Source organism: Bradyrhizobium genosp. P (assembly GCF_049949265.1).
Classification (GTDB): Bacteria; Pseudomonadota; Alphaproteobacteria; order Rhizobiales; family Xanthobacteraceae; genus Bradyrhizobium.
Genome location: NZ_CP188195.1, coordinates 6,124,438 through 6,137,854 on the forward strand (window position 1 = coordinate 6,124,438; position 13,417 = coordinate 6,137,854).

The window sequence follows — 13,417 nt, forward strand, 5'->3', positions numbered from 1 at the left end:
GAGCAACCATGATCTTGAGCCTGACCGTCAACGGCGATCATCTCACCTCGACCGCCGATCCCGCTACGCCGCTCGTCGACGTTCTGCGCGAGGAGTTTCACCTGACCGGCGCCAAGCCGGTATGCCGCGAAGGCTTTTGCGGCGCCTGCATGGTGTTGGTCGACGGCACACCTGCCCCGTCGTGCCTGATGCCCGCAGCGCTCGCGCAGGGCTGTGAGATCCGCACGGTCGAAGGCCTCGCCGCCAAGGGCGCACTGAATCCGATCCAACAGGCCTTCGAGGCCTCCGACGCGGTGCAATGCGGCATGTGCTTTCCCGGCATGGTGGTGACCTTGACGCACCTTCTGGCGACCATGCCCGGCGCGACGCGCGATGACATCCGCGCGGCGCTGACCGGCAACATCTGCCGTTGCACTGGATACGAGCGCATTGTCGACGCCACGGTGCTGGCGCTCGCCACGACATGACAGGGGGCCCAGCAATGTCCGACGTATCAGCGATCATGGATTTCCGGCGTCGCGATTCGAGCGACAAGCTGCGCGGCCGTACGCGCTACACGATCGATCGCTATTTGCCGGGGATGCTGCACGCGGCCGTGCTGCGCGCCAACGTGCCTTCGGGGCGGATCGTCCGTCTTGACACGGCCCGGGCCGCGCGCGTGCCCGGCGTCCGCGCCATCGTGACCGCGGCCGACGCACCCGGCAAGATCGGAATCGGCATTGCCGACCATCCATTGTTCGCGCGCGACGTGATCCGCTATGACGGTGAACCCTTGGCGGCGGTTGCCGCCGACACGCTCGCCCAAGCTCAGGCCGCGCTCACAGCGATCGATCTCGAGATCGCGCCCTTGCCGGCGGTGCTCACCATGGCAGAGGCGCTTCAAGCCGCCGCGCCGTTCGTTCACCCGGACTGGCGCGAGCACGAGATACTGCTCGAGGGTGGTGCGCGCGCTGGCAATGTAGCCTGGGAGGCGACCGTAGTCCGCGGCGATGTCGATGCCGCGTTCGCCAGGCCTGACGTCGAAATTGTCGAAAGCGCGTTCCGCGTCGGACGCCAGAACCATGTCGCCTTCGAGCCGCGCGCGGTGGTCGCAAGCTATGAAGATGGACGTTTCCACATCGAGACGTCGACCCAGGTGCCATGGACCGTCCGCAACGCAACCGCGCGCCTGCTCGGTGTTGCCGCCTCGCAGGTACGGGTCACGGTGCCGGCGGTCGGCGGCGGCTTCGGTCTCAAATTCGACCTTGCGGTCGAGCCGTTCGCCGCCCTGCTGGCGCGCGCCAGCGGGCGGTCGGTGCGGCTGGTCAACTCGCGCGAGGAAGAGATGCTGACCTGCCTGTTCCGCGAGAATGCCGAGATCAGCATTCGCTCGGCGGTGACCCGCGACGGCGAGATCGTCGGCCGCGAGGCCGTCGTGCTGATGGATTGCGGCGCTTATGGCGGGGAACAGATATTCCTGACCACCATGACCGCGCATACGCTCGGCGGCAACTACCGGCTCGGCGCGGCGCGGCTGGTGTCACGCGCGGTCTATACCAACACCGCCCCGAACGGCGCCTTCCGTTGCTGCAACGGCGTCTACAACACCTTCGCGCTGGAGCGCCACACCGACGAGATCGCCGCACGGATCGGCATCGATCCCCTCGCCTTCCGCCGCCGCAATGTGCTCGGCGACGGCGATCTCGGCGCCACCGGCCAGGTGTTTGACGGCGATGTGCTGGGCCCGATGCTGGAGCGAATGGACACGCTGCGGGACGCGGCCGCGCCGCCGCGCGTACTTGACGACGGCCGGCTCTATGGGCGCGCCACCACGGTCGGCACCTGGTTCGTCTTTGTCGGTCCGTCGGCCGCGACGGTGAACATGAATGCCGATGGCACGGCAACGCTCGTGACGTCAGGCGTCGAGATCGGCTCAGGCTCGATGATGCAGAGCCTGCCGCAGATCGTCGCCGGGACGCTCGGCATGAATCCTGGAGACGTGATCGTGCGCGCGGCCGACACCGATGCCGCCGGCTATGATGTCGGCGTCGGCGGCGGCCGCACCACGGTCGCGCTCGGCGACGCGAGCCTGTCAGCCGCGCAGGAGGTGCGCACCAAACTGCTCAAGGTCGCCTCTGACATGTTCGAGGCGGCACCCGAAGACCTTGTGATGCGCCAGGGACGGATCGAGATTGCCGGCGCGCCCGGCTCCGGCCGCACGATTGCCGACGTCGCCGCCCGCGCCCAAGCCAAGATCGGCCCGATCTCAGGCACCGGCGCTTTCACCGGCCCCGGCGTATCAGCGATGCCGGGATGCGTCGCCGGCCACTTCATCGATGCGATCGATATCCCGGTCTTTGCCGTGCATGACTGCGAGGTCGCCGTCGACAAGGAGACCGGACATGTCGAGGTGCTCAGTTATCGCGTCGTCCAGGATGTCGGCCGCGCGCTGAACCCGCGCGCGGTCCACGGCCAGATCCAGGGCGGCGTCGTGCAGGGACTTGGCTATGCCCTGCACGAAGAGGTGACGATCGGCAGCAACGGCCGTGTCTGCCAGAACGGCTTCGAGACCTACCGCGTGCCGCTGGCGCTCGATGTCGTTCCGGTCGAGATAAGTCTCTACGAGGGCGCGCCGTCGATCGGACCTCTGGGTACCAAGGGCGCGGGCGAGGTCCCGATCCTCAATGTCGGCGCGGCCGTCGCATGCGCCGTGGCGAATGCAACCGGAAAGCGCGTTCAGGAACTGCCGCTGACGCCGCCGCGCGTGCTCGAACTCCTGCTCGACCGCAAGCAGGACCTTGCCCTGCCGCACATTGCCGAGGCCTGGGCGGACAATCTGGTGCGTCCTCACGGCGCGTCGGATCGCGCAATCTGAGCGGGGACGTGTTCGGCTACTTCAGGACCTCGACGGTCGCGGAACGGCCCGCCACCAGCGCAACGTTGTCGGGGAGTTGATCCAGGACGATACGCACAGGCACGCGCTGCGCGAGGCGAACCCAACTGAAGGTCGGATTGACGTTGGCCAGGAGGCTCGCTCCTTCGGCCCGGTCACGATCCTCGATGCCCGCCGCGATGCTCTCGACATGCCCGGTGAGCCGAACCGGATCGCCCATCAGGCGGACCTCTACCTTATCGCCGACATGGATGCGCGCCAGCTTGGTCTCCTCGAAATAACCCTCGACATGCAGCGTGTCGGTGTCGACCAGGGCCATCACACCCTTGCCGGCGGTCACGTAGGCACCGGGCCGCAAATCCATGTTGGTGATCGTGCCGTTCACGGATGCGTGCACTTCGCTGCGATCGAGGTTGAGCTGCGCCACCGCGCGATCGGCGACGGCCTGGTCGTAGGCCGCCTTGGCCTGCAGCTGGGTCGCCAGCACCTGCTCCTGCCTCTGCTGCGACACCGCGTCGGTGGTTAGCGCGCTGTAGCGCTTCAGGTCCAAATCGGCCTGGTCGAGTGTCGCGCGATGGCCTGCGACCGCCGCATCGGCGGTTTGTAGCGCGAGTGCGAAGCGCGCGCGGTCGATCCGGAACAGGACGTCGCCGCGATGGACCTTCTGATTGTCCTTGACCAGCACATCGGTGACGAAGCCGGACACGTCGGGCGCGACCTGCACCACGTCGGCGCGGACCCGGCCGTCGCGCGTCCAAGGCGACTCCATGTAGTAGACCCACAGCGCGCGGCCGACCGCGAGCGCCGCGACGACGGCGATGAGCGTCAGCACAACGCGGCCGAGCCAGGCGAAATTCCCTTTCATGGCAGAAACTCCGAGAGATAGACGACGACGCCCAAGAGGCAGACGTAGAGGGCGAAATTGAACAGCGCGCGGTGCCAGACCAGCCGGTACAGGCCGAAGCGCTGCATGATCCGGCTCACGATGGCACTGAGCACATAGGCCACGATCAGCCACAGCAGCAGCGCCGGGACCAGCACACCGTAGATGTCGAGCTCAAACCTCATGCGGCAAAACTCTCATCTAGCCGCGACTGATACGCCGGCGCATGTGGAAACAGGCCGCGGCGGATGCCGACGAGGCCGAGCAATGCATCGTCCCGTGCCTTCTCATTGGGGTCCTTGACGACCTCGGCCACCGCCGCATCAATGCGCGACAATAGCTCGACCGGCAACGCCTCGTCCCTATGGGCGCGAAACACCGCCGCGAGATCGTCCAGCATGGCATCGATGGCCTGCACGGTCGATGTCGCCAGGCCATAACGCGCGCGCCTGAGGTCGATGATGTTGAGCCCGACCCGAAGCTGGGTCAGGCTGTCGGTATCACGGCGGTCGCTTTCGGAGATGAAGGCGATGCGCTGCACCAGCAGTCCGAGCCGGTGCAGCATCAGCCCGGCAAACTGCGCGCGATCGCCGTGGCCACGGCGCTCGGCAGCGACCGCGAGCGTGTTCCAGCTCGATTCCATCAGGCGCCTGGCGATCCATTCGGCGCCGACGCCGCGTGCGACCCGCGTCACGATCTCGGCGATGACGATGCCGAGGAAGAAGGCGACGGAGGTGTTGGCAAAGCTGCCGAAGTCCGCGCTGTAGGTCGATTGCAGCGCAAGCAGGGTTGCGGTGTTGGCGGCGAGCGCCGAGCCGATCGGCTGGGTCGCGGGCCGCGAGATCAAAAAGCCGTACAGGAGAAAGGTCGGTGCGAGTGCGACGATCAGGACCTCGATATGGGAGATCCCGGGCACCAGCGCGAATTGATAGATCGCGACGACGACGATCGCGACCAGCGACCACAGGCCGAAGGCCCGGATGCTGCGCGCCGGCTCATCCTGCGCGGCAAAGAAGGAGCAGGCGACCGCCGCCATCATCGGCGCCGAGGCGCCGTCCGCCCAGCCGGTTGCGATCCACAGCCCGCAGCAGATCAGAATGGCAACGGCGGCACCCGCGGCCGACCACAGCGCCATGCCATGATCGCGATGCCGAACCGGCGCAGCCCCGGCCTCGGGGCGGAACGCCAGCGCGACGGAGGAGACATCCTTACCCGCGGCGATCGCATCACCGATCGCGCGGCAGTCGGCCGAGATGTCGACGAGGTCGCGCAGCCGCAGCAGCAGGCTGATCGTGATGATGCGTTCCCGCGTTGCCAGGCCGTCGAGCGCAGATTGCCGCTCCGCGATCGCGGCGCGGATCTGCTCACTGGATTGCCGGATGCGATCCTCGTCCACGATCCATTCAGCGATATCGCCAAGCAGGCGTCGGAGTTCTGGCCGCTGTTTCCGCACGGCCTCGCCGAGTGCGGCAAGCCGGTCTTCGATTGACGTTATCACCGGCAACAGCATCAGCATGCGCAACCGGATCTCGCCGAGGCCGTCCACGGCGCCGACGCTGGCCAGGCGATCATAGGCGAGATGGGTCGCCAGCGTATCGATCTCGACGACATCGGTCGCAAGGCGGAGCCGCTGGGCCCGGCGCGTCTCGCTGGTCCCGCGATCGAGCAGCACATCGCTCGACAGAGCGCGCGCATCTGCTACCCATTTCCTGACACGGCCGCGGACGGCTGGCCCGACACTGCGGGGAAACACCACTGTTGAGACCAGGCTCGCACAGATGATGCCAAGCGAGATTTCCTCAACCCGCGCCAGCGCGATATCGAAGATGCTTCCCGGCTCGGACACCGACGGAAAGCCAATCAACGCGACAGTATATCCGGCCAGCATGAAGACATAGCTGCGCGGCGTGCCGTCTAGCAGCGACAGATAGAGGCAGAGCCCGACCCACAGCGCGATCGCCAGGCACAGCAGCTCCGGCGCATTGACCAGGTTCGGTACCAAGGCGACCGTCACGGCTGCGCCCACCCACGTGCCCATCACGCGGAAGAAGGCCTTCGAGCTCGTCGCGCCCGCTAGCGGCTGCGAGGCGATATAGACGGTTGCCATCGCCCAATAGGGCCGCGGCAAATCGATCGCCAGCGCAATGACGAGCGCCAGCATCGACGCGGCGAACGTCTTCAAGGCAAAAATCAGGTCCGCGTGGCGGACCAGGAACGGCTCTTCCGCGCGCATCACTATTTCGCCTCTGCAACAACCTTCGCGTCATGCAGGCGGTCGGCCCGCTGCTCGATGCGCTGGAGCGTCTCGAAGGTTACCGCAAGTTCGTCGTTGCCGACATCCCTGAGCAGACTGGCGCGCACCCGGCGCAGCACCCGGTTGATCTCCTCGACCTTGGCCTCGCCGGTCGCCGTGACATGCAGGGTCTTGGCGCGGCGGTCGCTCGAAATCCTCGCGACGCTCGACCAGGCCTTCGGCCTGGAGCAGGTCGATCAGCCGCACCAACGACGGCCCCTCGATGCCCAACTCGTCGGCCAGCACGCCCTGCCGGACATTTTCGCCCTGCCGCGCCAGCAGCAGCAGCGGAATCGCGGTCGCGTAGGACAGTCCATGATCGGACAAGGCCTGGTCAGCCTCGCGACGCCAGATCCGGCCGAGCCTGGTGATCAGGCGGCCGATCTCGGCGTGCATCTGGGTTTGGGTGGGAGGCATGCAAATTAGATAGGACACAAACTATTAGGCTACAACTATGTAATCCGCAGAGGCGATCACGAAACGGCGAACCAGGACAGCGCAGATGGGCGCGGGCTCGACGGCAGAGGTACGGCAGGAATATGCGGGTGCCGGCAGCCTGGCGCTCGTCCCGACCTTCGTCGTCGTGGCCGTGGATGCCACCGGGATGGGGATCATCCTGCCCTTGCTCCCGTTCTACTCGCAGCGGCTCGGCGCAACGCCGTTCCTGATCGGCGCGCTGATCTCGGTCTATGCGGTTTGCCAGCTCATTGCGGGCCCGGTGGTCGGCATACTCTCCGACCGCTACGGCCGCCGGAAGGTACTGGTCGTGAGCCAGATCGGAACCTTTGTCGGATTCGTGCTCCTCGCCATGGCGGGCAACCTGACGCTGGTGTTTCTGGCTCGCATCATCGACGGACTGACGTCCGGCAATATTTCCGTGGCCCACGCCTATGCGGCCGAGCACAGCGCGCCATCCACCCGCAAACAGGCGCTCGGGATGACCAGCGGCGCGATTGGCACCGGATTGCTGGTTGGTCCTGCGCTCTCGGGTCTTCTGGTGCACTACGGCGACACCGCGCCGGTGTGGGCGGCAGCAGCCCTGTCGCTGATCAGCATTCTTGCGACGATCGTCCTGCTATCGCCCGATCACCCAGCCTCCGAGCCGCTCTACCAGCACCGGGTCCCTGAGCCGACGTTCGCGCGTACGTTACTCGAGATGCGCTATGCGTGGCGCCTGCTCGGCCTGCTCATCGTGTTCTTTTTCGTCAACTCGATGTTCCTGTCGCAGATCGGCTTGTTTCTGTCGGCGCGGTTCAGTTGGGACGGGCATCCTTTCGGCGCCCGCGAGCTCGGTTGGGTATTCGCCTATGCCGGCTTCATCAACATGGTCGTCCAGGGTTTCTTCATCACGCGCGCCAACCTGTTCGTATCCGACCGCAGCATCGTGACAATGGCGTTTGCCTGCATGGGAGTTGGATTCCTGGGGCTTGCGATCGGAACCCTGATCAGCACGCTCGTCGTGTTCCTGACGCTGATCATCATCGGCACCATGTTCGCCCGCAGCACGCTGACGGCGGAACTTTCCCGCAGCACCGCGATCAACCGCCAGGGGATGATCATGGGCCTCAATCAATCGCTGATGTCGGGTGCCAACATCAGCGCGCCGCTCCTGAGCGGCGCGCTGATCGGCCACCAGCTCTTCATCATCTGGGCGCTTGCGATGGCGGCGATCGCGACGGTCGGCGTCGCACTGGCGCGACAGTTGCTCGCCTATGCACAACCCGAAAGCCAACGGTTCAGCTGATCATGGCAACCTCGCAGTTCTGTCCCGCCTGTTTATTTCTTCAGTTCCATGTAGAGCTGCATCACGCGTTGCGGCAGCACTTCAATGCGCGGTACGCGAAGCGCATGGCGTTCGCCGAAAATGCGGTCGAGCTGAGGGAACCCGCCGCCACCCATGCCAAAGGCAAAAATATCGGTGCCGCGCCCCCGCAGCTGCTGGACGGCCCGACGTGCGTCTTCGGCCAAATACCTCGGGTCCGGCACGTCGATGTCGGAGGGTTCGCCGTCGGTCAGCACCAGCAGCACCTTGCGAAATGCGCGGCGTTCTGCGAGGTAGCTGCCCGCGTGGCGTAGCGCTGAACCGAGCCGCGTCGAATGGCTGCTGCGAAGCCCCGCAAGACGCGAACGCACCACCGCATCCATCGGCTCGTCAAAACTCTTGATGCGCAGATAGCGCACGCGCTCGCGGCCATCCGAGTTGAAGCCGTGCACCGCGATCGCGTCGTTGGCGGCCTCCACCGCCGTGGTCATGATCGCGGCCGCCTTGCACTCGACATCGAGGATGGTTCGGCCGGAGCGATCGCGGTCCGCAGTCGATTGCGACAGGTCCATCAGCAACAGAATGGCGAGATCGCGCGGCCCGGGCGTATCGCGCTGGTAGACCCTGGGCTCACTGACATACCCGGAGCGCCGCTCGATCGTCAGCGCGATCGCGGCATCAATGTCAATCACGTCACCATCGGGTTGGCCCTTGTGGCGAAGACGGCGGCCGATCGGCGCATCGCGGGCCAACCTCGTGATCCTGCGCATCGCGTCGGTATCCGCCGGCGGATCGAAAGGCTTGGCGGACGCGGCAGCGTCCGCTTCCAGAACAGTCGTCCAGTCGATCCGCTCGGTGCCCGCGGCATAGTCCCACTCCGGATAGGTTGCGACAGGAAGCCCCTCCAGCAGCGTCACCGTGCTCGCCCGCGCCCGCAGCGTCTCGTCCGGCCAGGCGCTGTCGTCGGTCGAGTGTCCGTCCGCATCGTCGCGCCGCTCGATCCGCACCGAATCTACCGCGAGCTCGATCGTCTCGTTCGGAGCATCCGGCGCGTCGCCGAAATCCCACAGCGCCAGATTGTCATCGCGATAGGCAGGTTCGACGACATAGCTCCTGGCGTTGAACTGCAGCCGCATCTGTCCGATGTCGTTGCCCAAGAGTCCACCGATCTCGCGGCTGATCGCGGGTTCGGCCCAGCGATCGGCGGCCGCGGCGAACAGTGCTCGTCCCTTGCCGACCCACGCGTCGGAATCCTGATAGTCCGGATCGATTAGTGCCCGCGCCAGCCGCATCATCAGTCCCGCCGCGGTTGCCTGGCCGGACGGTGCCGCCGCGTGAAATGGCAGCCACAGCCGGCGCAACCCGGGCATGTCACGGATCGCCAGCGTCTCGACCCTGGCATCCTCGACCAAGGAGATCAGCGCAAGCTGCAGCGCTTTCAGCCGGCCGACGGGAAAGCGGATAACGGAATGGGCGAGATGCGCCCCCGCGTGTGCCGCTGACGCGAGATAGATCGTATCCGCCCGCTCGCCTACGAAGCCGGGAAATGTGTCCGGCAAGCCGACGAAGCCGGCTGCGAGCGAGGTCCGTCGCGGCACCGGCGTCGGCGCAACCGCGAGCTTGCGGAAGCGCGGCTTCTTGTTCCACAGCGCAACCATGGTCGCGGCGAGCCGCTTCTCCAGCCGCGTGAAATCGTCAGCAGTCCGGCCGAGCGCAAACAGCCGCGCTGAGAGCGGATCAGCAAGCGCAAAATAGGCACGTCGCCGCGCCGCGCGGCCGCCGGTCGCCCGCAAGCCTGCGGAAATCCAGGCCGAAAAGTCCTCGGCGCCGGCGTGTACAAGGAGTTGCTCAAGCCGGCTGATGGCGAGGCCGACCGATTCCGGACCGGCGTCGGCGAGTTGGCACAGCGCGGCAAGAACGGCGGTCAATTCTCCGGCGTCCGCGAGCCGCGGCAGGAGCTTTGACAGTTCGGTCAGCAGCGCGTGGGCTGCACGGCTTCCAGCGCTACGGCCGATATCCCTGACGCCGTATCCGATTGCGATCAGATCTTCGGCCGGCCGCAGCGCAGGCCAATGCTCCGACAGCCGCAGAAAGCCAAGAACCACGGTCTCGCCGAGATTGGCCTCGAACAGGCCGTGCACGGCCTCGTCCCAGGCCGCGAGGCGACCGATCGGCGCAGGCAGGCGTTGCAATGCAGCCCGCGCCGCCTGTACGGCTGCCGCTACGTTGTCGTGGCCGCGCAGCAGCGCCGTAAGCCGGCGGCCGGACTTGATATTATCGAGCGAACTGATTTGCGCGACCGCCACTCAAAAGCTTCCATCTACGCACAGGCCGAGATTACATCACGCAACGTGTTCCTGGTGTCCGCATCATCGGTCAAGGGAACGACGATCGTGGTCTCGCACGCCTTGTCGAGGCTGATGCCATATCCGATCAGCCGGCCGGCATTGACCAGCATCCGGGTCGACGCACCCTCGTCGAGGCCCTGCCCTTTCAAATTACGGCTGTGCTGCGCGATCTTCACCAGGAGGTCGGCGATCACGGGATCGATGCTGGCTTCGCGCGACACCACCTCGATTTCCGCCGAACGGTCCGGATAGCCGAAATCGAGCGCCGCGAAGCGCTGCTTGGTGGATTCCTTGAGGTCCTTGATCGCGCTCTGATAGCCGGGATTATAGGAGATCACGAGCTGGAAATCGGAATGGGCATGGATCAGCTCGCCGCGCTTTTCCAGCGGCAGCACGCGACGGTCATCGGTTAGTGGATGGATCACGACCGTCGTATCCTGACGCGCCTCGACGATCTCGTCGAGATAACAGATCGCGCCAAGCCGCACCGCCGTCGTCAGCGGCCCGTCACTCCACACGGTGCCCTGGGCATCGAGGAGCCAGCGGCCGACCAGATCCGCCGCCGTCATGTCCTCGTGACAGGCGACCGTGATCAGCGGACGGCCGAGCCGCCAGGCCATATACTCGATGAAGCGGGTCTTGCCGCAGCCGGTGGGGCCCTTCAGCATCACCGGCATGCGGCTCGCATAGGCCGCGCCGAACAGTTCGACCTCATCCTTGAGCGGCCGGTAATACGGTTCGTCAAGGATGCGGTACTGGTCGAGCAGCAGAGTGGAATTGGACAAGCTCACGACGCAAGCAATTCCTTGAGCTTGGCATCGATGAAGGCGACGTCGACCGGATTGGTCCCCGGCCCGCCCGCGAAATGGCCCCAGACCGATGGCACCGGCACGAACTTGGCGTTCGGCATGTTGGCCACCTCGAACTCACTGTCTTCGGGCGGGAAATAGAGATCGGTCTGTCCCGGCATCACATAGGTCTTGGCCTTGATGGCGCCGAGCGCGGCCTTGAAATCGCGCTTGTAGATTTCGTTGTCGCTGATGTCGCCGTTCTGCCAGGTCCACAGCATGGTCAGAAGGTTGTTGGGGTCCTTTGGCAGGAAGAAACCTTCCCAGAACGCCACCAGGAAATCCTCCAGCGAGGAATAGCCGAGCGTCTTGATGTCGAGCTGCTCGCGATAGAACGCCTGCGAAAAGCCCCAGCCGGCATAGACGCGTGCGGCGGCACGCAGGCCGCGCGCCGGCTTTTCGGTGTACCAACCTTCCTTCCAGGCCGCATCCGCCGTCAACGCCGCCTTGACGCCCTCGAGGAACACAAAATTGTGGCGCGAGCATTTTGCCGAACCGCAGAACGGCGCCAGCAGATCCATCGTGTCAGGATAGAGCGCGCCCCAATGGAAGGTCTGCAGCGCCCCCATCGACCATCCGACCACCATGCGAATGTGCTTGATGCCGAACTTCTCGGTGACCAGCCGATGCTGGGCCTGCACATTGTCGTAGGCGGTCACTTGCGGAAAACGCGGCCCGTTGTACGGCTCGGGCGTGTTGCTCGGCGACGACGACAGGCCGTTGCCGAACATGTTGGGGATGATGATGAAGTATTTTGCGGGATCGAGCGCCATGCCTGGGCCGATCAGCCATTCATTGTCGTAGTGCTGGCCGGAGTACCAGGTCGGATAGACGATCACGTTGTCCTTGGCCGCATTGAGCTGGCCGAAGGTCTTGTAGGCAAGCTTGCAGTCGCGAATCGTTGCGCCGCGCTGCAAGGCCACGTTCCCGAGATCATAAATCTGATAGTCGATGCTCATCGATACATCCCTCTTGCTTGATCAAGGCCGCACTTCATGCAGCGCTCGCTACCTTCTTCGTCGCGCCGTCCACCCGCGCGATCGCCACATAGACGATTCCGGCAACCAGCGCGGCCGAGATCGCAGTCGACAGCCCCGGCATCAGATTTTCAACCGCAAACGCGCATAGCGACCCGATGCCCCATGCAATGAAGGGCTTCGCCCGCCAGTCCACGTCCGCCCGCGCACCGGCGCGCAACAAATATTGATCGACCAGGATGATCGCCCCGATCGGGGGCACCAGGACGCCGAGCAGCGACAGCCATTGGATGAAGAACGCCCAGACGTTGCCCGCCGCCACTACGATGCCGATGGCGCCGAGCACGACCGCCATCAACCGCATGTTGGTGCCGAGAATGCGCGACCAGCCGGTTGCCGCGTTGTACAGGCAGTGCGAGCAGACCGAGCCGAGATTGGCGTAAAGGAAGATGAAGGCGAGAATGCTGAGCCAGGTCAGCTGCTTGCCGTTCATGTAGCCGAACATGTTGTCGACCCCGAATGGATTGGCGTTCGGCACGGCGAGCGCCGCGGTCATCACCCCGCCAACCAGCATCGCCACCAGATTGGCGAACGGAAATGCGCTGAACGTGGCGGCAAGCGAGGCCGCTGGGCTCGGCGCCCAGCGATTGAAGTCCGCCGTCACCGTGCCCGCGTCGATGAACAGCGCAAGCACCACCGTGAGCCCGACGCCCATCGACATCGTGGCGGCGCCATTGTTGCCGGCATAGCCGAAGATCGCGGCAGCCGTCGTGGTCGAGGCTGCGTCGCCCGCGACCCAGAGCCCCAGCACCACGAACAGCGGCACCGACGCCAAACCGATCCATTGCAATCCCCGCACTCCGACAAAGGTGATGCCGATATAAAGCACGCCCGCGACGACGGTCATCGCCACGTAATTCAGGCCATAGGTCGAGGAGATCAGGGCGCCGGTGATACCGGTCTGCACCGCATACCAGCCGAGCAGCAAGGTCGACAGCAGGCCGGATGCCAGCACATAGCCTTTCCTGCCGAACACGATGCTCGCGATCAACGCGAAGTTCATGCCGCGCCTTGTGCCAATCAGGCCGAGCGCGCCGACATACGCGAACATGATCAGGTTGCCGATGATCATCGCCGCGAGCGCATTCTTGAAGCCCATGCCGAGCACCAGCAACGATCCGGTCATGGCACCGGTGATGATCATGGGAAAGCCCAGCCACACCATGGTGACCGAGAAGGCGCTGCGCCGGGCGCTCATCGGCACCGGCTCGTGTTCGAACTCATGGCCGAGGAGTTCCTCGATCTGTCCTTCGGCCTGCTGAACGATACCGCTATTCGCTTCACTGCTCATGGTAATCCCCGTTTCCCCTTGCGTGACAATGTCCTAGCTGCACCGACGCGGCACACCGCGCCGGCGCAGACCACCCCTTCCCG

General features: G+C 65.2%; 10 protein-coding genes and 1 pseudogene. 3 read left to right on the plus strand and 8 right to left on the minus strand.

What is annotated here, in order from left to right; genetic code table 11:
• Positions 1-8: 8 nt before the first annotated feature.
• Positions 9-467, plus strand: a complete 459-nt coding sequence (locus ACP2YO_RS29685; protein WP_426434690.1) for a (2Fe-2S)-binding protein — start codon at positions 9-11, stop codon at positions 465-467.
• Between the two features lie 14 nt (positions 468-481).
• Positions 482-2,854, plus strand: a complete 2,373-nt coding sequence (locus ACP2YO_RS29690; RefSeq protein WP_426434691.1) for a xanthine dehydrogenase family protein molybdopterin-binding subunit — start codon at positions 482-484, stop codon at positions 2,852-2,854.
• A 16-nt stretch (positions 2,855-2,870) separates the two neighbouring features.
• Here the strand turns inward: ACP2YO_RS29690 and ACP2YO_RS29695 are convergent, their stop codons facing one another.
• From ACP2YO_RS29695 to ACP2YO_RS29710, 4 genes and pseudogenes are all read right to left on the minus strand, one after another.
• Positions 2,871-3,737 (minus strand): efflux RND transporter periplasmic adaptor subunit, encoded by an 867-nt coding sequence (locus ACP2YO_RS29695; protein ID WP_426434692.1) that lies wholly within the window; start codon positions 3,735-3,737, stop codon positions 2,871-2,873.
• A complete protein-coding gene (locus tag ACP2YO_RS29700; RefSeq protein WP_426434693.1) occupies positions 3,734-3,940 on the minus strand; it encodes a DUF1656 domain-containing protein in 207 nt (68 codons plus the stop codon). The genes ACP2YO_RS29695 and ACP2YO_RS29700 overlap by 4 nt, the downstream gene beginning before the upstream one ends.
• Complete coding sequence (locus tag ACP2YO_RS29705; RefSeq protein WP_426434694.1) at positions 3,937-5,988, minus strand: FUSC family protein; 2,052 nt, start codon at positions 5,986-5,988, stop codon at positions 3,937-3,939. The genes ACP2YO_RS29700 and ACP2YO_RS29705 overlap by 4 nt, the downstream gene beginning before the upstream one ends.
• Positions 5,989-5,990: 2 nt before the next feature.
• Positions 5,991-6,465: pseudogene (locus ACP2YO_RS29710) on the minus strand (MarR family winged helix-turn-helix transcriptional regulator).
• An 85-nt stretch (positions 6,466-6,550) separates the two neighbouring features.
• Between ACP2YO_RS29710 and ACP2YO_RS29715 the strand changes: the two are divergent.
• Positions 6,551-7,792, plus strand: coding sequence for an MFS transporter (locus ACP2YO_RS29715; RefSeq protein ID WP_426434695.1), 1,242 nt, complete (start codon positions 6,551-6,553; stop codon positions 7,790-7,792).
• A gap of 32 nt (positions 7,793-7,824) precedes the next feature.
• On the opposite strand, the gene ACP2YO_RS29720 is transcribed toward ACP2YO_RS29715, so the two are convergent.
• The 4 genes from ACP2YO_RS29720 to ACP2YO_RS29735 are packed head-to-tail and all read right to left on the minus strand — an operon-like array spanning position 7,825 to position 13,334.
• Complete coding sequence (locus tag ACP2YO_RS29720) at positions 7,825-10,116, minus strand: nitric oxide reductase activation protein NorD (protein ID WP_426434696.1); 2,292 nt, start codon at positions 10,114-10,116, stop codon at positions 7,825-7,827.
• Positions 10,117-10,130: 14 nt separating this feature from the next.
• Complete coding sequence (locus tag ACP2YO_RS29725; protein WP_426443345.1) at positions 10,131-10,943, minus strand: CbbQ/NirQ/NorQ/GpvN family protein; 813 nt, start codon at positions 10,941-10,943, stop codon at positions 10,131-10,133.
• Between the two features lie 2 nt (positions 10,944-10,945).
• Entirely contained in the window at positions 10,946-11,965 is a 1,020-nt protein-coding gene (locus ACP2YO_RS29730; RefSeq protein ID WP_426434697.1) for an alpha/beta fold hydrolase, read from the minus strand.
• A 34-nt stretch (positions 11,966-11,999) separates the two neighbouring features.
• Positions 12,000-13,334: a purine-cytosine permease family protein gene (locus ACP2YO_RS29735; protein WP_426434698.1), complete on the minus strand. Its 1,335-nt coding sequence runs from the start codon at positions 13,332-13,334 to the stop codon at positions 12,000-12,002.
• Positions 13,335-13,417: the final 83 nt, after the last annotated feature.

Bases quoted from the DNA above. Each gene is read 5' to 3' on its own strand.
- ACP2YO_RS29685 (WP_426434690.1), top strand. From the start codon at position 9: ATGATCTTGAGCCTGACCGTCAACGGCGATCATCTCACCTCGACCGCC.
- ACP2YO_RS29690 (WP_426434691.1), top strand. From the start codon at position 482: ATGTCCGACGTATCAGCGATCATGGATTTCCGGCGTCGCGATTCGAGC.
- ACP2YO_RS29695 (WP_426434692.1), bottom strand. From the start codon at position 3,737: ATGAAAGGGAATTTCGCCTGGCTCGGCCGCGTTGTGCTGACGCTCATC.
- ACP2YO_RS29700 (WP_426434693.1), bottom strand. From the start codon at position 3,940: ATGAGGTTTGAGCTCGACATCTACGGTGTGCTGGTCCCGGCGCTGCTG.
- ACP2YO_RS29705 (WP_426434694.1), bottom strand. From the start codon at position 5,988: ATGCGCGCGGAAGAGCCGTTCCTGGTCCGCCACGCGGACCTGATTTTT.
- ACP2YO_RS29715 (WP_426434695.1), top strand. From the start codon at position 6,551: ATGGGCGCGGGCTCGACGGCAGAGGTACGGCAGGAATATGCGGGTGCC.
- ACP2YO_RS29730 (WP_426434697.1), bottom strand. From the start codon at position 11,965: ATGAGCATCGACTATCAGATTTATGATCTCGGGAACGTGGCCTTGCAG.
- ACP2YO_RS29735 (WP_426434698.1), bottom strand. From the start codon at position 13,334: ATGAGCAGTGAAGCGAATAGCGGTATCGTTCAGCAGGCCGAAGGACAG.